At 41.9% G+C, this 18,237-nt stretch carries 19 protein-coding genes; 4 read left to right on the top strand and 15 right to left on the bottom strand.

Going from position 1 to position 18,237, the window contains the following annotated elements:
* Positions 1–51 precede the first annotated feature (51 nt).
* Positions 52–2,583: an ABC transporter permease gene (locus DI53_RS15970; protein ID WP_037501944.1), complete on the bottom strand. Its 2,532-nt coding sequence runs from the start codon at positions 2,581–2,583 to the stop codon at positions 52–54.
* Entirely contained in the window at positions 2,580–3,248 is a 669-nt protein-coding gene (locus tag DI53_RS15965; RefSeq protein ID WP_037501941.1) for an ABC transporter ATP-binding protein, read from the bottom strand. Before DI53_RS15965 ends, DI53_RS15970 begins: the two co-directional genes overlap by 4 nt.
* Before the next feature lie 37 nt (positions 3,249–3,285).
* Here DI53_RS15965 and DI53_RS15960 point away from each other — a divergent pair, with 37 nt between their 5' ends.
* Positions 3,286–3,978 (top strand): arylesterase, encoded by a 693-nt coding sequence (locus DI53_RS15960; RefSeq protein WP_037501937.1) that lies wholly within the window; start codon positions 3,286–3,288, stop codon positions 3,976–3,978.
* 22 nt (positions 3,979–4,000) lie between these two features.
* Here the strand turns inward: DI53_RS15960 and DI53_RS15955 are convergent, their stop codons facing one another.
* The 10 genes from DI53_RS15955 to DI53_RS15905 all read right to left on the bottom strand — a co-directional run bounded on the left by DI53_RS15955 (position 4,001) and on the right by DI53_RS15905 (position 12,113).
* Positions 4,001–5,182 (bottom strand): metallophosphoesterase family protein, encoded by a 1,182-nt coding sequence (locus DI53_RS15955; RefSeq protein WP_052072479.1) that lies wholly within the window; start codon positions 5,180–5,182, stop codon positions 4,001–4,003.
* A gap of 226 nt (positions 5,183–5,408) precedes the next feature.
* Positions 5,409–6,278: a DUF808 domain-containing protein gene (locus DI53_RS15950; protein WP_037501934.1), complete on the bottom strand. Its 870-nt coding sequence runs from the start codon at positions 6,276–6,278 to the stop codon at positions 5,409–5,411.
* A 121-nt stretch (positions 6,279–6,399) separates the two neighbouring features.
* On the bottom strand, positions 6,400–6,588 hold the full coding sequence (locus tag DI53_RS15945) for a hypothetical protein (RefSeq protein WP_037501931.1): 189 nt from the start codon (positions 6,586–6,588) through the stop codon (positions 6,400–6,402).
* Between the two features lie 299 nt (positions 6,589–6,887).
* Complete coding sequence (locus DI53_RS15940; protein WP_037501928.1) at positions 6,888–8,522, bottom strand: PepSY-associated TM helix domain-containing protein; 1,635 nt, start codon at positions 8,520–8,522, stop codon at positions 6,888–6,890.
* Positions 8,512–8,811 (bottom strand): hypothetical protein, encoded by a 300-nt coding sequence (locus DI53_RS15935; protein WP_037501926.1) that lies wholly within the window; start codon positions 8,809–8,811, stop codon positions 8,512–8,514. The genes DI53_RS15940 and DI53_RS15935 overlap by 11 nt, the downstream gene beginning before the upstream one ends.
* 437 nt (positions 8,812–9,248) lie before the next feature.
* Positions 9,249–9,959, bottom strand: coding sequence for a DUF4198 domain-containing protein (locus DI53_RS19725; protein ID WP_052072477.1), 711 nt, complete (start codon positions 9,957–9,959; stop codon positions 9,249–9,251).
* A gap of 234 nt (positions 9,960–10,193) precedes the next feature.
* Positions 10,194–10,661: an Hsp20/alpha crystallin family protein gene (locus DI53_RS15920; RefSeq protein ID WP_052072476.1), complete on the bottom strand. Its 468-nt coding sequence runs from the start codon at positions 10,659–10,661 to the stop codon at positions 10,194–10,196.
* Positions 10,662–10,685: 24 nt separating this feature from the next.
* On the bottom strand, positions 10,686–10,979 hold the full coding sequence (locus DI53_RS15915; protein ID WP_131555323.1) for a hypothetical protein: 294 nt from the start codon (positions 10,977–10,979) through the stop codon (positions 10,686–10,688).
* A gap of 246 nt (positions 10,980–11,225) precedes the next feature.
* Positions 11,226–11,549, bottom strand: a complete 324-nt coding sequence (locus DI53_RS15910; protein WP_037501917.1) for a hypothetical protein — start codon at positions 11,547–11,549, stop codon at positions 11,226–11,228.
* Between the two features lie 12 nt (positions 11,550–11,561).
* Positions 11,562–12,113 (bottom strand): RNA polymerase sigma factor, encoded by a 552-nt coding sequence (locus tag DI53_RS15905; RefSeq protein ID WP_241462452.1) that lies wholly within the window; start codon positions 12,111–12,113, stop codon positions 11,562–11,564.
* Positions 12,114–12,325: 212 nt separating this feature from the next.
* On the opposite strand from DI53_RS15905, the gene DI53_RS15900 reads away from it, so the two are divergent.
* Positions 12,326–12,739 (top strand): OsmC family protein, encoded by a 414-nt coding sequence (locus DI53_RS15900; RefSeq protein ID WP_037501912.1) that lies wholly within the window; start codon positions 12,326–12,328, stop codon positions 12,737–12,739.
* Positions 12,740–12,826: 87 nt separating this feature from the next.
* Here the strand turns inward: DI53_RS15900 and DI53_RS15895 are convergent, their stop codons facing one another.
* The 3 genes from DI53_RS15895 to DI53_RS15875 form a co-directional block, all read right to left on the bottom strand.
* The gene (locus tag DI53_RS15895) at positions 12,827–13,588 is read right to left on the bottom strand and encodes an SDR family NAD(P)-dependent oxidoreductase (RefSeq protein WP_037501909.1); all 762 of its coding nucleotides are present in this window, start codon (positions 13,586–13,588) and stop codon (positions 12,827–12,829) included.
* Positions 13,589–14,165: 577 nt separating this feature from the next.
* Entirely contained in the window at positions 14,166–14,399 is a 234-nt protein-coding gene (locus DI53_RS15890) for a 4a-hydroxytetrahydrobiopterin dehydratase (protein ID WP_037501906.1), read from the bottom strand.
* A gap of 875 nt (positions 14,400–15,274) precedes the next feature.
* Entirely contained in the window at positions 15,275–16,336 is a 1,062-nt protein-coding gene (locus tag DI53_RS15875) for an AI-2E family transporter (RefSeq protein WP_037501898.1), read from the bottom strand.
* A 185-nt stretch (positions 16,337–16,521) separates the two neighbouring features.
* Here DI53_RS15875 and DI53_RS15870 point away from each other — a divergent pair, with 185 nt between their 5' ends.
* Positions 16,522–16,884, top strand: a complete 363-nt coding sequence (locus DI53_RS15870) for a hypothetical protein (RefSeq protein ID WP_052072475.1) — start codon at positions 16,522–16,524, stop codon at positions 16,882–16,884.
* An 83-nt stretch (positions 16,885–16,967) separates the two neighbouring features.
* Positions 16,968–18,182 (top strand): NYN domain-containing protein, encoded by a 1,215-nt coding sequence (locus DI53_RS15865; protein WP_071790514.1) that lies wholly within the window; start codon positions 16,968–16,970, stop codon positions 18,180–18,182.
* Positions 18,183–18,237: the final 55 nt, after the last annotated feature.

The following is an 18,237-nucleotide window of genomic DNA, read 5'->3' as shown; positions in this document are numbered from 1 at the left end:
GGATTGTTGTAAGAGGTCTTTTCAACCTCTTACAAAGATGAATATTCGCTGTTAATCACTTCTTAGTACGGTCAATGTCGGCTTATTTAAAAGACCAAGGCTGTTAAAAACGCCAATAAAAACGGTGATCAGTGTGACGGCTGAAATCAATAGTAAGATGAACAGAATAGATGGCACAAATACGGCTTCAAACACAAAGGCTGCGAGCAGGTTTGTTGCTAAAAGAGCGATCAAGATACCCGTAAGCGCTGCGAATAAGCCTAGGAAGAGGTATTCGGAAAGTAAGATGTAACGGATCTGTTTTTTCGTAGCGCCGAGCGTCCGTAGCAATACATTTTCCTTTAGACGCTGAAATTTGCTGATCATCAACGATGATAATAGCACTACAATTCCCGTAAAAATGCTAAATGAACCAATGAAGGTGATAACGAAGCCAATTTTGTCTAGCAACTCGTTCAGGACGACAATGAGGCTATGCAAATCTACAATAGACACATTGGGAAAGGTACGAACGACATCGCGTTGCAATAGTGCCGATTGCGATTCATCCGTTGTTCGGGTCATAAATACATAAAATTGCGGAGCCTCTTCCAAAGAGCCTTTGGCAAATACCATTCTAAAGTTCGTTTGAAATCTATTCCAGTCTACCCGACGAAAACTTGACACCTTCGCAGGCATCAACAGCCCCTGAACATTAAGCAATAAGGCATCACCGATCTTCACTCCTATCCGTTTTGCGTACCCTTCTTCCAACGATACTGCGGCGGTATCATCCGGTGCAACCTCCTCCACCCATTTCCCGTCGGTCAACGTTTCAGATTCGCCCAAAGATTCACGGTAGGTAGCGCGGATCTCCCCCCTGAATGCATTGGCGGAATATCCCAACGTAGAATCTGCAACAACGTTCTGCAACGATTGCCCGTTAATTTCACTTATTTGCAGGGTGACGATAGGAACCTCTTCCATCAAAGGCAACCCTTGCGCCTCAATAATTGCTTTAAGACCTGCACGTTGCGCCGGCTGTATATCAAATAATACCACATTAGCCTGATCGTCGCTGTTTCCCAAATTAACCCGGGTCAATAACATATCCTGCACAAAAAATAAAATCGCGATCAAAGCTGTCCCAAAGCCTACGGAAAGCATAATGATTGTTGTTTGATTGCGAGGTCTGAACAAGTTGGACAAACCCTGCCGCCATACATACGGCCATTTATGTGGAAAAAAACGGCGGACAAGAAACATCAAAAGTGCAGCTGTTCCGTACAATGTCAGAAACGTGACAAAAATTCCCAAAATAAAGAACATGGTCTGCGTCCAGTCTTCGAGTTGCAATCGTGAGAAGACGATTAAAAATAGCGTAATTAAGATATATAGGGAAACTTTTAAAACATCAAAGCCGGTTTTTGGCAAATCGGCAACCACACGAAGGGTATTTAAGGGCGAAATTCTTCGCACATTTGCTAAGGGCAGGAGCGCAAATAAAACTGCGATTGTAAAGCCTAGGAAAATGCCTTGTACAACTGCTGTCCAAGATATTGTAGACGATAATGCGACAGGAAGGAATTCTTGCATAACAAAAGGCAACAGATACTGGATAAGTATGCCCAATGCTGCGCCGCATACACCAGCTAGCAAACCTATACAGGCAAATTGAACCAAGAATATGGCAAATGTCTTTTTGGCTGTGGCACCGAGACAGCGCAGTATAGCGACGGTTACCATTTTCTCTTGTACGTAAACGTGCACCGCGCTTGAAACACCGATAGCTCCCAGAAGTAGGGCCACAAAGCCTACCAATTGCATAAACCGCGTTACATCAGCAAATGATCTGCCTGTATTTTCCTTCGTGGAGGCCACGCTGGCCGCACGCAATTTTGTTTGTTCAAACCGTTCATCATTCGCATTTACGAACGCCTCGGTAGAAAATGACCTGGGCATTTTGAAATAGTAAAAGTATTCCACCCGACTTCCTGTCTGCTTTAGCCCAGTTTGTGCCATCGCTTCTAGAGACATGACGGCCGAGGGAGCCATACTGCTGGCAAAAGAAGTACGCCCAGCCATTTTTATTATGCTACCGCCGATAGTGAACACCTTCTTCCCAATCTGCACCGAGTCGCCTACCTCCGCATCAAACTGTAGCATTAGTTCGTTTTCCAGCAAGACGACAGATGAATCCGTTAAAAGTTGGAAAGCGTCTTGCGGCTGGGTTTCCACCTTACCGTAAAATGGATAGCCCGATGACAGGCCCCGCACCTGTATAAGACGCGATTCATCTTTCTTTGAAAAGCGAAGCATGGAAACAAAACGCTCTTCCTTCGCCGCTTGGTCGCTTAACTTTGCTATGCTGTCGATAAAGGCAGAAGCGACTTTAGTTGGTGTTGCTCGTGCAGACAGTTCGAAATCTGCGCCAAGTAATTCCGCCGCTTGGCTATCAATATTGCGCTGCAGATCTGATTTGAACGAATCCATCGCCACAAACGCCGAGATACCTAAGATAATGGACGATATATACAAAAATAAGCGAGATCGGCTCCGGCGACTGTCGCGCCAAGCCATGAGAAATATCCATTTCCAACTCATCCTATCCTTCCCCCCTTTATCGGTACAATACGATCTGTCTTCGCTGCGAGATCTAAATCGTGCGTCACCAGCACCAAGGTAGTGCCCGAAGAACGGTTTAAATCAAACAGCAGACTTTCAACCAGTGCGCCGGTTTCCGCGTCGAGATTTCCTGTAGGCTCATCGGCAAATAAGATCTTGGGGTTGTTCGCAAATGCTCGCGCCAATGAAACGCGCTGCTGTTCGCCGCCAGAAAGCTGTGAGGGGTAATGCGTAGCGCGGTCGGCAAGGCCGACCTTGTCTAAAAGGTTAAGTGCATTTGCCTTCCTATTTTTCATACCTCGCAGCTCGAGAGGAACCATCACATTTTCGAGTGCAGTAAGCGTGGGCAACAATTGAAAGTTCTGAAACACAAATCCGACATGTTCATTTCGTACAGCAGCGAGCTGATCTTCATTGAGGCCGTTCAATAAAACGCCGTTTAATGTAATTTCGCCACCGGTCGATTGATCAAGACCTGCACACAATCCAAGCAAAGTGGTCTTTCCGCTTCCAGAAGGACCAACTATCGCAAGTGATGTGCCGCCTTCAATCTTCAAATCAATATCGTTTAACACCTGGACGGCGGCAGCACCACGTCCGTAGGATTTTGACACGTTTTTTAACGCTAATATAGTTGATGACATACTTGTCGTTTAATTACTTTGTTATTAAATTAGTAATATGAATTCACTTTATAAACATTGCCTGTTTCTTTTCGTTGTCATTTTTTCAATTGCCTGCAACAACAGCGTGAAAAGCAATGCTGATAAGCAAAATAAAGATGCAGCGGTGAAATCCGTCACGAAAAAAGATAGCAGCAAAACTATTTTGTTTTTTGGAAATAGCCTAACGGCGGGATATGGCCTTGACAATCCGGAAGATGCATTTCCGGCGCTTATACAAACGAAGATAGATGCGCTAAATCTACCTTATAAAGTGGTGAATGCTGGACTAAGCGGCGAGACAAGTGCTGGAGGTAATGAACGCATTGATTGGCTTTTAAAAAACCCCGTTGATGTTTTTGTTTTAGAGTTGGGCGCTAACGATGGCCTGCGTGGCGTCGATCCTAGCACGACGTATAAGAATCTGCGTAATATCGTCAAAAAGGTTAGTGATAAATACCCTTCATGCAAACTTGTGCTTGCCGGCATGCTCGTGCCACCCAATGTGGGAACCCAATACTTTGAAGAATTTAAAGCTATTTATCCAGCCTTAGCAAAGGAGCAAAATATGCATTTGATACCGTTTTTATTGGCAGATGTGGCCGGTGTGCAGCAGCTAAACCAGTCGGATGGTATACACCCTACTAAGGAAGGCCAAATTAAAGTGGCAGAAAATGTCTGGCAGACAATAAAACCACTGTTACAACCCTGAAAATAGAACCACTACACCTCCATTAATCAAGCGAAGCTGTATATGCTGAAACGACCTGTGATGCATGCGTCTTCCGATTAATTATAACGGAAAAACGATCAAATAAAGACGCTTCCACACGTTGCAAATCCTCAGCCGTTTCAGGAAGTATGTAATACTCACCATGAAGGAGCAACCCTTCCGGTGCACGTTCCACACTTACTTTCAGAAAACCATAACGATCTTCACAGAACGATTCTAAAGACACCGTGCCTTCTGTTACCGGCATCTCTTTGACGAAATCGTCGTCAGTTGTTGCTACACTATGCAAATCTACATAGCCGCCGGCGCCAGCTACGATGAAAGGAACCGTTTGTCCATCGGTGTAGCTGCGCGAAAAGCGTTGATAGTTGTGCACATGTCCACTAAACACAATATCGGGTCTTGCATTGGCCTCCAGAAAAGCGCTCTCGAGAAAATCAATCATCTTTTCACTTGAACCATGATTCGTATCTGCAGAAAATGGTGCATGATGAATACAAACAATAATAGCTTGCTCGCTGCGACAGGTATCCGCATGCCGAAGTTCATTGATAAACCAATCGCGTTGTTCGGCGTCGATTTCGCCATGTTTAGGAGTGTTTGGATATAGGCCGATAAAACGGGCCGTAGGCGTTTCCAGTGTCCAATAAACATGAGGCTGAATCATACTTTTGCGCGTAGTACCGCCTGCAAAATCTATTGGTCGACGTTCCGTATCGCAAAAAACATCCATGAAAGCTGCTAAGCTTTTGTAAGGAACCTTACTCTCCGGGTTGATGTCTCCATCATGGTTGCCTGCAATGGCAAAGATAGGTGCTTCATAGCGCTCATATGGCTTTAGAAACTGATCTGGATAGGCGGAAGCCTCACCATGGTTGTAGACGATGTCACCAAGATGGTATAAAAAGGCTGGTGTATTTTCAGCATGCAATTCGCGATTACTCTGTCCGTTCAAAACATGTGCAACAACGGCCTGAAACGCGGAATATCTCGGACTTCCTGTATCGCCAAGCATATGAAAAGATATTTTATCCTGAAAAGCGTCAGCCGCATCATCCAGGACATCATCCAACCTCAGCCTATAAGGGTAGGATCCTGTGGCAACTGGCAGCGGTCTAAATTTGTGGGAATCGTCGACAGTTTCTTTTAAAATTACCGCGCTTTTGACTCTATTTTCTTTCATAACTCAAATATAAGAAACCAATATTAAGAACAGATTAACAGCGATAGACTCAAGGTATGGCAAGAAATCGTAACGAACTTCTCCGTTGTGTAGAGGAAACCCTAGCTAACGATTATAGAGAAGCCAATTGTCTAATCGGTAGCCAGGCGAGGATACAAAAGATAGCCTCTCTCTATTAACATGCTTCTCCGTCCAACAATGGCCATATAATTTATCAGAGACTTCGCTAGCTTTGCGGCTTCACTTTGAATATACTTTTAAAGATATTGACCACACCGACAACCAATAAGCCGGCGAGTAACCCTATTCCCATTTCTTTAACGATAGACGGTTTCCCAGGTAGAAGATCATGGAAAAAAGCAATGTTGTGAACGAATATACCGCCAGACACCAATATCAAGGCGATTGTACCAATCACGGCTAATGACTTGATAATAATTGGCAGAGATTTTACCAAGATACGTCCAACTTTCGACCAAATACCTTTATCATCGGATTTCTTAATGAGCGCGTAGCCGGCATCGTCCATCCGCACGATTAACGCGACTATCCCATACACGCCAACAGTGGCAATTATGGCCACCACAGATACCGTTAAGATCTGTACGGTTAATTCGCGATCCAGAACAGTGCCTAGCGCGATAATGACAATTTCCACCGACAGTATGAAATCCGTCATCACTGCAGACTTGATCTTCGCTTTTTCCAAGTCAGCTCCATTCTCCTTCCGCTCCTCGATGACCTCTTCGCCAGTCTTTGACCGATGAAATATGTACTCGATAATTTTTTCAACACCCTCGTAAGCTAGGTAAAACCCACCCAATACGAGAATAACCGTAATGGCAATGGGAAAGAAAATGTTTAACAGCAAGGCGATGGGTACAATAATAATCTTGTTCAATAAAGATCCTTTTGTGATTGCCCATAAAACAGGAAGCTCTCTAGAAGAAAGAAATCCTGTAGCTTTTTCTGCATTTACCGCTAAATCGTCGCCGAGGATCCCTGCCGTTTTTTGCGTAGCCACTTTACTCGCTACCGCAACATCGTCCATTAAAGCCGCAATATCGTCGAATATTGCAAAAATTCCTGATGCCATGTATCTTTTTTTAAGCGCTAAAAATATAAAATTTTATCCAATTTTTTGCGGGCAAACATTTGCACAACCTCATGATATACGTAAATGCCACGATGAAGCAGGAGGTCTCCCACTCCATAGATTATCCCTGTTGCAGTCGAGTCCGATAGGTCTGCTGATCAACGGGTTCATGATTGATAAAGTAGGCAACGGCATGGTTTTCCAACTGATCAATTTTTTCAAGAGCGGCTATTTCAAGAAGCACATCGCCATTTTTTAATGTCGTTGTTTTTTCAATACCTCGCTCTGTTGTTACTGTGATCTGTTCCATATGATGTTTTAGTTTTTATGATGAACAAGCAACATCGGAAAAACGTTTGACTGACCTCGCTCGAGCTGATGAGCCATGTTTAAATTAATCATGCGCCTACAACAAAAAGGACTGTCTAAAAAGATAATTGATTAACATCAAAATGCCTCATCGCGAGGAAGTATGACGACCGCCGATGGCAGCTCCGAAGCAATCCAATCTGGATTGTTGTTTGCTAAGATTGCGTCGTCCCTCCTTCTCGCAATGAACGGAAACTAATCACTTTTAAACACCTTCTTACCATTAAAATATTGAAATAGCTATTTTTTTGCCAACACCTGAAAAGGTTTAGCTTGTTTCTTCATTTTGAGAAAGGCATATAGACAACAACCAGACAAGACAATAAATAACACATCAATAAAGAAGATATCCGTTGCACCGATAGCCCAAGCCTTCCACATCCAAAGCCCCGTGCTAAATCCATTTGCGAAAGGAACAGCCAAACAGGTAATAATAGAAAGAAAAAGCACATGCCTATTCATCCGGGCTAGGTTGCGCAGCGCCATTAAATAAATACCTAAAATAAGCCAACTGTAGAAATATACGTTGTAAATAACAGATTGATTAATTACGGGCAGCGCCTTTAGCATGACAAAAGTAAACGCAGTAACGGGTAACATGCTCAGGCATCCTGCTAAGAAAAAATTGGATGCCCAAAAATTAAATTTACGCTTATAGTGTGGAACATTTGTTTTATCTCTAGCTACCAGCCATATTACGATGCCTGATATGATCACCAAGCAACCTGTCAATCCAAGGATAAAGAATACAATTTGCAACGGTTTGCCTCCAAAATCGCCGAAATGTAGGTGGTAGATAATGCTCTTAACGCCATCAACATACGTAGCATCTTCTGTAGGAGATTTATAGGAAAGAACCTTACCCGACGAAATTTCCTGCAAAGCATAGCCCGAACCGGAGAACGCAGCAGAAGACGTTGGTTTAAACTCAACGCCTATCTGCATACTTTGATCCTGAAAATTACGAATATACATCCGGGAAATCGTAGCATCCTTCCATTTCGACTCCCAGCTGGACACAAAAGCGTTTAGATCGAAGCCCTCCTTCATAGGCGTGTAGGTGTAGTCCACCTTAATATTTTTGTTGAACAACATATCCTCATACACCTGTTCTTCATTGCCCTCGTAGAGCAACTTACTGAATGGCGTAATAAGCACAAAATTTACGATGAGAATGATCCCTGTAATAGCGAATACAAGTTGAAAAGGAAAGCCAATAACACCTAATGCCGTATGCATATCTGTCCATACGGTCTTCCATTTACTGAATGGTCGAAATAGAAAGAAGTTAGTTTTAATTTTCTCCCAGTGCAAAAATAGCCCGGTGATAAGCGCAAACAAGAATAAAAACGACACAATACCGGCTAGCAGATAGCCGAAAGGTGTTCCTATACGAATAGGCAACTGGTTTAGTTGCGCCAGAAAGTGGAGGCGGTAAAGGAATTCACCCATATCGTAGCCCTCAGCGTAGGAGCTCGGCGTTTTATCGGCAAAGTAATATAGGAAATAGGCTGAATCTTCTTCCGCACCGCGCCGCCCCCTCCTGCCTTCCTTCTTAACAACAGGTTTTGGTTTGCTCACCATAGTATCCTGTGAGGTACTCATGCTGACATACGCTCCCTGCCCTTGCTTGAGGTAGAAAAAATCAATATTACGTCCGCGAAGGTCATATTTGCTACCCAGCGAATCTAAGAGATAGTTGTAATCGGCAGATATAGGCTCTGCTTTAGTAGATTTTCCTTTTTGCCAAGCGGTAATATTATCTTTGAAAAAAGAAAATGAGCCTGCAAAAAAAATGACATAGAGAAGTGCGGCGATGATAATGCCACTGATGGTATGCGTATGGAAATAGATATTATATTTTCTAGGATCCATAATTAAAGGTTGTGGTAGACAAGTAAGGTATTAGAAAAAGTATTGTAAGTATGAGGTATGTGAGCCAAACGCGCCATACGTTTTTTGCCACAAACGCCCACAATAATAGAAACGCCCACATCAGGTAGCCAAGTATAAACGATGTCGCTACTACAGCATCTTTCGGCAAAAATGTGGCTAGCGCTAGATGGAAGCTAATCATTACGGTATAACCACCAATAGTCCCTGCCAATATTTTGCTGAGGCGAAGCCATGGCGATTTGGTTAAGTATTTTTTATTTGCTGGCATGGTTTAAAATAGCAATTCTAGCAACAAGCTGATGCATAATAAAGAAAGGATACCAACGCGGTTGATATAACGAAACGGAAAAAAAAGTACACAAAGACAACCAACAGCCATCAAAATAACGATAGCACTGAATATTCCGCTTCCTAGGCCCAGAAAATAGATGCTTAACGCAGTAGCCAAAATGAACAGTGTACCTGCGGAAAGTCGGCATTTCATGGTGTTGCCGCTCAGGCGTAGCAGGTAAGGATGCTTCTCCGGCCAACTGATGCGCTTGGAAGTATTCATTAGACATAGAAAGCCTGCAAAAAAGGTAAATATGATCAAGGTAAACATGACGTGGTGCTATCGAAATTTGCTATAAGTGATGTAGATTAATTCTTAGATATATGTTGTACCACCACCAACTGTGGCGATACAACATATGAAAATTTATGCAGCTATTTTACTAAAAAACTTGTCGTTAGCCCTTGCCAAGTCGCGTTATATTCCTGTCCATGCCAAGTGCCTTTCACTTCCTCGCTGTGACCAAATTCTGCCACATATTTCCCAGACCAAAGCACATCAACATTCGCAATGCCTTGTGCATCGGTCTTAAATGTTTTTGACCAACCTGCTTCAGACATTAACAACACATCTTGATCCTTTACCGGCTGACCGTTATTCGTCACTTGAAGTGCAACTTTTCCACCTTTTTTTATAGCTTTTGTACCTATGGTCAGTTGATAAGGTAGTTTGCTCTTGGCCACTGCTTCAGACTTCCCCGCTTGAACTGCAATTTGCGATGTAAACTCATAGCGCGTTTTTCCGCCCAGATCTTTCGTTGGATGCGAGGTATAAATTAAATAAACGCCATCTTCCGTCGGTGTGAATGTACTTACAAAATGATCGCCTTTATCTTGTAAGGTCAATTTTTCTTCAGACTGGTCAGACTTCACTACAAATACCTCCAATGATTTTAAATCGGAATACCAAGCAGTCGTTTTTTCCAATTCTCCTGTAGCATATTCGCCGTAATAAACACGAACTTCCTGAGCTTGGCCTTTTGTAGCCTTTGCTGAACTTTCTAACCAAATGGCGTGGGCAGATGCCGCTTGTGTACCTAGCACAAGTGCTATAAAAGCAAGAAATAAATAAGGTAATGATTTCATTGTATGTAATTTAACGTATTAAACTGCGCTCTAAACAACGGTCCACTCTTTGGATAACCCGTATGTTGTTTGGGCAAATATAAACAAACTTTTATTATTTAGAATTAGTATAATTAAATTACATAAAAAGACCAATAAATCATGTCTTCTTTTACTTGGCCAAGTACTGCCTTTGCCTTTCGACAAAAAAAAGCAACCCGAAGGTTGCTACAGAACTAAATACTTTTTGATGGTCTAATCTATTTTCACTACTCTCGCCGGTTTTATTGCCTCCGGATTTTTAGGCAAAATTACAGTCAGCACTCCTTCTTCAAAACTGGCTTGAATGTTGTCGGTCAGCATCTGCTCATCCAACAGGAAATTACGTTTGAAGGAGGACGGTATGTGTTCGCGGTACGCAAAAGTCGATTGATTATGTTCGGCGGGCTCCTCGTAAGACAGCGATAATATAGTATTTTCAATAGCTATAGTAAAAAGCTCTTTTTTTCTTCCAGCTGCAAATAACTGTAGTTCGAAATAATCCAAGTGCTCAACAATATTAACAGGCGCATCGTATCTTGCGCTCATGGAACCACTCCCCCCTAGCGCTGCATCCGCATCAAACAGATGCTTTTGTATTCTTTCAAATTTTTCTCGGAATCGTCCACTCCATGGGCCTGATCGATCTTGATCGGTCGCTGTGTTTTGATCTCTTTTAAACATAATAGCAAGATTTAGATATGGCGGTTATCGAATAGGCATTATTGCTGCCTTCGTCCTGCTGGCAAATAATGGAGCAGGCGTTACGCTATTTGGAAAACCGTCAAAACGGCTGCGTTTCGCATGGCTGCTAAAAGCCGATCGGTTCCGTCGTTTTAAACGCTTTTTGTAAAGGTAAGCCATGATTAAGGCTACAAAAGCACCCGTAAATACGATAAGCAACAAAGCTTTAATAATGCTTATAATTAAAAAGCCGACCAACCCGATGACTACAATTCCACCGAATAATCTGGGTAGCCCATGTTTAAATCTGTTCTTCATTTTTTTCTTTTTTTTTAAATAAATCATTTTTTTGAGGTTTGAAGCCATCGAGACATCACTTGCTGTAAGATAGCTAGCTGGTCGCGTTGACTTCGTTTAAAACTGCTAAAGGCCTTTGTTGAAGCAGACGGTTGTGTGCGCTGTTTACTTTAATATACCTCAACTTTACGGTATTTATTATCGCACATACTGACAAGTCCCTAGATGGCGAATACTGATGTACTATCTCATCTTTGCCCGCTATCGTTAACATTTAAAACGTTCTTCGAAGCGGCGGCGCCATTCACTTTTCAACTTCTCCCTGTCCTGCTCGCTTAGCTCTTTTTCATTTTCGGAACGCTTTCTTACCCCTCTTTTTTGCTTACCGAAACCATGTCCGAAGAGTATTCGTGATAAAATAAATAATCCCAAGGCCTCCCAATAACCGATCGCCCGCAATCCAAAAATATCGGTCACTAATGTATTCCATAAAAACTGCAGGAACGCAATTAGTAGCCCAACACCAAGAAGTATGGCGAACAAAACAAATACAAATTTGCCCTTCTTTTTTCCTTTCGTCGTGAATCCCATGTGCTGTATATTTTAATAGTTTAATTCCTCGTACAAACTCCGCAACCGCAACCTCAGGTGTTTCACCGCATATCCTTTTCGGCTGATGATGGTTTTCAGCTTCTCGTTCTCCTGGTCTGCAATCTCTTGCAAAGTCATATCCTCGATTTCATTCATAATAAAGACCTGACGTTGTTTCTCCGGCAGCTCCGCCAACGCTTTCATTAACTCATCCCAAAAAATGTCTTTGAACATTTTCAATTCCGGATTTTGCGAATCGTCCGCTATCAAAAGCTGGCGTATAGGAAAGCTCTCCTCATCGCTCGTGTCGAGCATGTCGTCCAAGGTGTCTACCTTTTTCTTCCGGTAGCTATCCGTTATCTTATTGCGGGTAACGCGGTATAGCCAGGCGCCCACATTTTCCAAATCTTCGATATTGGTTAACCGACTAAACTGAACCCAGACATCTTGCAAAATATCCTCCGCGTCTTCGTCTTTTTTCACCCTTCCCTTCACAAAACGCAAGAGTTGACCGCTGTAAGTCTTGATCAAATCTGCTACTGATTTGGAATTTCTGTCTGCCATCTCTAAATGCTGTGAAACGTCCATGGTAAGTAAGACGTCTGATGTTGTTAATTACTTTAAAAATAAGAATAAAAATGACAAAGGACTTGATGAATAGTCGATAACGTACCAAACCGATATGCTTGTACACGAACGCGAGCGTTTTTTTTTCAAAAAATACACACACCATTTATGATAGCGATTGTTATATAGGTAAAATAAAGGTAAGTAATATGAAACGTAAAGCAACAGCCGTTTGGAACGGAACCGTAAAAGAAGGACAAGGACACCTCACTACGCAGAGTACAGTACTAAACCAAACCCAATATTCTTTTAATAGCCGCTTCGCAGATGGCATAGGCACTAACCCCGAGGAACTTTTGGCGGCTGCACATGCCGGGTGTTTCACCATGAAGTTAAGCTTGGATCTTACCGAGGCAGGGTTTACACCTGAAAAATTGCAAACTGAATCCATCATATCTTTAGATAATGGAAAAATTGTAAAATCTGAGCTAACTTTAGAGGCCACCGTACCTAACATCTCCGATGACCAGTTTCAAGAAATTGCAAAAGGAGCAAAAGAGAATTGCCCAGTAAGCGGTGCATTTAGCTTTGAAATTACGTTGACCGCCAGCCTAGCGCAGTAACGCAATACAGAATAGACTTAACATATTAAAACAAAAAGGATTTCAGCGTCAATGCTGAAATCCTTTTTGTTTGCGTTCAAAAAATTTTTACAACAGCATCCCACCGGAAACTTCAATTCGTTGGCCGTTAATCCAGCGTGCATCATCGGAGCAGAGAAACGCTACGACAGCGCCGATATCTTCAGGAAGACCGGCACGACCGAGTGCCGTCGCCGCCGCAATATTTGCATTAATCTCTTTATTATCGCGTGTGCGGCCGCCACCGAAATCAGTTTCAATAGCGCCAGGTGCGACTACATTTACCGCGATATTCCGGCTACCCAGCTCTTTTGCCAAGTACCGGGTCAAGACCTCCACAGCCCCCTTCATAGCGGCATAACCGGAGCTGCCGGGAAAAGAAAAGCGTGCTAGCCCGGATGAGATATTTACAATACGGCCGCCGTCTCGCAAATAAGGCACTAATTTTTGCGTTAAGAAAAACACCGCTTTAAAATGTATATGAAACATCTCGTCTATTTGCTCCTCGGTAGTTTCCATAAAACTGGCATAAAGTGCCGTGCCCGCATTGTTAATTAGAAAATCTATTTTGGGCTCGCGTCCCTCCGCCTCTAAACCATCCATCAGCTGCTTGATAAAGCCATCAAATTTACCACTGTCGCGGGTATCCAATTGAAAAACATAGGCTCGCTGTCCCAACTTTTCAATCTGTGCTGCTGCCTCGAGGGCTTGCTTTTCGTTGCTGAGGTAGGTAAGAATGACATCATTACCATTTTTTGCCAGGTTTAAAGCCATATCGTGTCCCAAACCGCGGCTTCCTCCCGTAATAAGGGCTAGTTTTGCTGTGTTCATATGCTGTTATTTTTATTTAAAAACGCTTTAGTCGTAAACAGGTTGAGGTTATTGTATGAATCAACACTCCATTTAAAAATACGTTAGGTAAAGCTAATCTTTTATCGATCACGTTCCTTTCATCTGTAGGTCATAATAATAAATAAGATTCTTGAAGACAATTCCTCTTTGAATACCATTTTTTTATGCGAGAAGCGCGATGGTTCAGGCAGGAAACTTCAACATGCCTATCATATCGTCAGAACCAATTCACTTCTGCATCGTTCTATAGGCAAGATTCATTATTCATAAATTAGGTTAGTAATTAAGTTAGGATTCCCGGGACACTCCATTCCGGGATTTCTTTTGCTAGCGCATCTTACTTTTTTAAAGGCCCTCAAAAAAAATAAAAATAAATTTGCACTTAGTGTATAAATTACACTATATTTGTACCATCATAATTTAGGTTTATAATTGGTTAGCAAAGGTTTTCATTCTCCCCGTTTGAAAACCTTTTTTTATTTACCTACTATTGGCAATAGATCGAAATTCCTCATCGAGAATTCCCATTTACTTACCGAGATATACATGTCATTTATCAAGCGAGTAGTTCCGATATCGCTTCTGCAAGTTTGGTATCTTTACTTGTGATGATGTCACCTGCATCGTGCGTATTGAGCCAAAGTTCGACTTTATTAAATGTAATTTTTATTGTAGGATGGTGTTGGTATTTTTCCGCTAACAGTGCAACCTGTGTTATAAAGGCAAACGCTTCTGAAAAATCCGTAAATCTAAACGAGCCGTATAAACAATTTTCTTCTTGGGACCACATATTCTAGTTGTATTAGATGATTGTCAACATTTTATAGGAAACGATTTCCTCGAGTAATTGTTTATAAATAGTATTCGAGTGTAATTGAAATACTACATTTCAAAAGCTCGATTTGTAGCCAAAATGAAAAACGTCTAGCTTTGTTCTATCAACAGTGCTAATCATTTTTTCACATTATAAACTGCGTACAATGGAAAGAAAGTTAATACAAAAACTCGTTAAGTTATTCGTCCTGTTCTATGTAGGGATCAATTTAGTTGGTGTGGGTTTGGAATCGAAATTTGATGAAAACATATTTAATTTTTCATCCTTAATTGTGGGCGCATTGTTCATATTTATCGCGACAGCCTACTGTATTACTAAATGCGTGATCACTTATTTAAACCTGACCAATGTCGCGAGCAGGACTCCACAACGAGTTAGGTCAGGTAAGTATTAAAAATAACATATTTTCCACGGGTAGAAACCATTGTTCATCAATTTATTATGGGCGTTTCAAATACATATTCGCTTTCATTTTTTGCAAAGCAGCGGTGAATATAATATCTTTGGTTAAATCAGGTGTTAGAAAGTAGACCGTTTCTATCAGACAACTAACGACAGGGGTCTCACGCATATTTTATTTTACACAAAGCTATCTATAGTTGAAGAGGAAAGTCATACAGCGGGTTTTAATGTTCACAGCGTTTTTTTACGGTGGCTTACATTTAACGTTCATGGGCTTCGCGCACAAATTTAATTCTTTGTCGATCAACTATGTGTCGATCGCTATTGGACTGACTGCGATGCTTATTGCGCTAAGCTACTTTGTGATAAAATGTATAATATACTACAAAAAATTGACTGCTAAAAAGGGTGAAAAAAGTGAATCCTGATTAATCTCCTATCAAATGTCCGTAAGGCTTTAACGGATCCACATTATCAAAAATCACCTTAAAAATGCCTAGCAAAGGGATAAACAAGATCATACCTGCGGCACCCCACACCATACCCCCGAGAAGTAACACCATAATTGTAAATAGTGGCCCTAGTTTTACCTGTCCGCCTGTTATTTTCGGCGTCAACACATAACTGTCTAGCTGTTGCACTGCGGTAAAGAACACAGCCACCACGATGGGCAAAGTCATTGTATCCCCAGTTACTAAAGTATAAAGCACCACAATGGCGCCACCGGCTACCGAGCCTATATAAGGGATCACATTTATTAAAGCGGCTAGAATAGCAAAAAATAATGCATTGTTGACACCAATAATGGTAAGCCCGAGAAAGTATATGATGGATAGTATGAATACGACCAAAAAAATACCACCGACATATAAACTGGAAACCTTCGTGATTTTTTCAACAATACTACGGGCATGCCCCACCTCATTGAATCCAGCATGTCTGCTCACCAACTGAAACACAAAACGCTTGATACGAATTCGGTAGATCAACATCAAAATGGTGTAAATGGTAATAATGAGCATATTGCCCAAGACGGAAACCGTAGAAAATATTGCCCCACCCACCATTTTACCTGCCGAGCTTGACCACTGCGCTATATGCTTGTTGAGGTATTCCTTCTGCTTTAACTTTGATACATTAAATCGATCTGAAACAAAATTATAGCCTTGATCCAACATCTCTCCTACCCGATCTCCAATAATGACCAAATCTCCCCCAAGCCCCACAAGCTCCTTTACTAAAACGTACAACACGCCTACAATCAATAGCATCGTAACGAGTACCACAAGTACTGCGGCCCAGCCGCGCTTCATGCCCCAATGTTCCAATCTATGGCATACGGGCACCAGCAGCATAGCAAATAATCCGCTAGTAACGATGGGTACTAAAAAAGATTTTGCAAAATGTAAAATGGCAAATAAAAGCACTAAAAAAATTAATACCTGATTGAAACTACCTAATACTGTAAGCTTCTTAACGCTTTCCTTCATGTGTCGTAGAACTTTGGTCTTCCAAATAACAACGATCGTTGTACAATTGTTTAGAAGCTAAGCGAACAGCCTATTCAGCCATTCATTCTTATAAAATATATCTCCAAGCGCTTAAATAGGTAACCGTTTATGCTGTTGGCAAGTTTTTTGACATCCTCCTGTTATAAACAACATGCGTAAAAACAATGAACAAACGATTTCTTCAGTTCCTACTGCCGCTCTGCATCAGCGGCCTATTTCTTACAAATTGTAGCAGCACCAGCATGCGTAGTAAAACGCCAACAAGCAAACAAAATGAACAAGCAGCTAACGCAAGTCGAAACTTGATCATGTATTACGACCCTGCGGTTGGGAAAGAAAAACTGCTTGAAACTATTGAAGCGTATGGCGCTAAACTTCTATTTGATTATGAAAACTTGCACGGGGTGGCCATTCAGATTCCAAAAGGCAAGTCTATTGAAAAGGCCATTGCCTATTTTAAAAAAGTGAAAGGCGTAGTCAGTGTCAGCCAGGATGAGGTTATGCAGGTTACTGAGCCTCAGTCTTAGTACTTGCAAACACGTCTAGAATATCGTATTTTGTCATTTGCCCAGCGGATAGTTGGGCAAATTGTATTACGGACAGCACAATAATGGCAAATCAAAAAGATTTAAAAATTGCAATATTGATCGATGCAGATAATGTATCGTCGAAGAAGATTGAGGAAATATTGAACGAAGTCAACCGCTATGGGATTCCAACAATAAAAAGAATTTACGGAGACTGGACACGACCTTATGTGGAAAATTGGAAAAACAGCCTTCTTATTCATGCTATAACGCCTATCCAGCAGTACAGCTATACGCAGGGAAAGAATTCTACCGACTCAGCGTTGATTATCGATGCAATGGATATTTTGCATTCTGATCGGGTGGATGGATTCTGTATCGTTTCCAGTGACAGCGACTTTACAAGACTGGCAACGCGGCTGCGGGAATCAGGTAAACTTGTGATCGGCATCGGTGAACGTAAAACGCCAAAACCGTTTATTGCATCTTGTGACAAGTTTATCTATGTAGAAATTTTGGAGAAGGTCGCTCCGGCAAAGAAGAATAATAGGAAAAATAATCATACGACGCCTAAGACGCCTCCAGTGGAGACGCCATCCCCAGAAGATAATCAAGCTACCAGTCGTAACGACATGGCCAGCATTGAACCGCAGACTTTACCGGAGGAGGTAAACATCACCGAACTCGATGATGACACGCTATTGATGCTTAAAGATGCAGTGGATGACACTGCTGATGAAAACGGGTGGGCATTTTTGGGCGAGATCGGCAGCCTTATTTTGAAAAGAAAACCGGATTTTGATGCGAGAAATTATGGGTTTGAAAAAGTATCCCATTTATTTAAATCCAGAAAAGATGATTTCGAAATCGATGAGCGCTCCAATGAAAAATCGCGCAACAGACTCTATTACATCCGAAACATCATCAATAAAACGGCGACTCCTACTACTCCTGCAGACAGTAGTACAGCAGAATCTGATGCGCAGCCTCCTATCCAAGCCATACTACCATCACGCGGCAATAAAATTACGGCGGATGACGTTAAGAAAAACCAAATACGGATAACAAAAGATTTCAAAACCTTATTCCCCAATCGCACGAGAAAGATTAAGGTTGTTATTGTTAACGAATTCGAATGCCGGTTTTCTTACCGGGGGGATAGATCACATGTACTTAATTTAGGAAAAGTCGCCGCAGCTGAACTTCAATTGCAAGAAGGAGCATCCTATAGCTTAACAAAGCTTGATGAATTCGTTTACAAATTGGAAAAACTAGAAGAGAAGGATATGAAAGCATAGCACAATAGCGATTAATGAACGTTCGGAAAGCCTTGACACGTGTTGTACACACAAT

The sequence above is a fragment of the Sphingobacterium deserti genome (assembly GCF_000757725.1).
In the GTDB taxonomy this organism is placed as follows: Bacteria; Bacteroidota; Bacteroidia; order Sphingobacteriales; family Sphingobacteriaceae; genus Sphingobacterium; species Sphingobacterium deserti.
The sequence above is the reverse complement of the archived record's forward strand: the minus strand, read 5'-3'. Positions and strand labels throughout refer to the sequence as shown.

Excerpts from the sequence above, each read along its gene's own strand:
- DI53_RS15900 (WP_037501912.1), top strand. The coding sequence starts at position 12,326 with ATGAAACGTAAAGCAACAGCCGTTTGGAACGGAACCGTAAAAGAAGGA.
- DI53_RS15905 (WP_241462452.1), bottom strand. The coding sequence starts at position 12,113 with ATGGCAGACAGAAATTCCAAATCAGTAGCAGATTTGATCAAGACTTAC.
- DI53_RS15970 (WP_037501944.1), bottom strand. The coding sequence starts at position 2,583 with ATGAGTTGGAAATGGATATTTCTCATGGCTTGGCGCGACAGTCGCCGG.
- DI53_RS15875 (WP_037501898.1), bottom strand. The coding sequence starts at position 16,336 with ATGAAGGAAAGCGTTAAGAAGCTTACAGTATTAGGTAGTTTCAATCAG.
- DI53_RS19725 (WP_052072477.1), bottom strand. The coding sequence starts at position 9,959 with ATGAAATCATTACCTTATTTATTTCTTGCTTTTATAGCACTTGTGCTA.
- DI53_RS15945 (WP_037501931.1), bottom strand. The coding sequence starts at position 6,588 with ATGGAACAGATCACAGTAACAACAGAGCGAGGTATTGAAAAAACAACG.
- DI53_RS15890 (WP_037501906.1), bottom strand. The coding sequence starts at position 14,399 with ATGTGGTCCCAAGAAGAAAATTGTTTATACGGCTCGTTTAGATTTACG.
- DI53_RS15865 (WP_071790514.1), top strand. The coding sequence starts at position 16,968 with ATGGCAAATCAAAAAGATTTAAAAATTGCAATATTGATCGATGCAGAT.
- DI53_RS15935 (WP_037501926.1), bottom strand. The coding sequence starts at position 8,811 with ATGCCAGCAAATAAAAAATACTTAACCAAATCGCCATGGCTTCGCCTC.
- DI53_RS15950 (WP_037501934.1), bottom strand. The coding sequence starts at position 6,278 with ATGGCATCAGGAATTTTTGCAATATTCGACGATATTGCGGCTTTAATG.
- DI53_RS15870 (WP_052072475.1), top strand. The coding sequence starts at position 16,522 with ATGAACAAACGATTTCTTCAGTTCCTACTGCCGCTCTGCATCAGCGGC.
- DI53_RS15910 (WP_037501917.1), bottom strand. The coding sequence starts at position 11,549 with ATGGGATTCACGACGAAAGGAAAAAAGAAGGGCAAATTTGTATTTGTT.
- DI53_RS15960 (WP_037501937.1), top strand. The coding sequence starts at position 3,286 with ATGAATTCACTTTATAAACATTGCCTGTTTCTTTTCGTTGTCATTTTT.
- DI53_RS15920 (WP_052072476.1), bottom strand. The coding sequence starts at position 10,661 with ATGTTTAAAAGAGATCAAAACACAGCGACCGATCAAGATCGATCAGGC.
- DI53_RS15915 (WP_131555323.1), bottom strand. The coding sequence starts at position 10,979 with ATGAAGAACAGATTTAAACATGGGCTACCCAGATTATTCGGTGGAATT.
- DI53_RS15895 (WP_037501909.1), bottom strand. The coding sequence starts at position 13,588 with ATGAACACAGCAAAACTAGCCCTTATTACGGGAGGAAGCCGCGGTTTG.
- DI53_RS15955 (WP_052072479.1), bottom strand. The coding sequence starts at position 5,182 with ATGAAAGAAAATAGAGTCAAAAGCGCGGTAATTTTAAAAGAAACTGTC.
- DI53_RS15940 (WP_037501928.1), bottom strand. The coding sequence starts at position 8,522 with ATGGATCCTAGAAAATATAATATCTATTTCCATACGCATACCATCAGT.
- DI53_RS15965 (WP_037501941.1), bottom strand. The coding sequence starts at position 3,248 with ATGTCATCAACTATATTAGCGTTAAAAAACGTGTCAAAATCCTACGGA.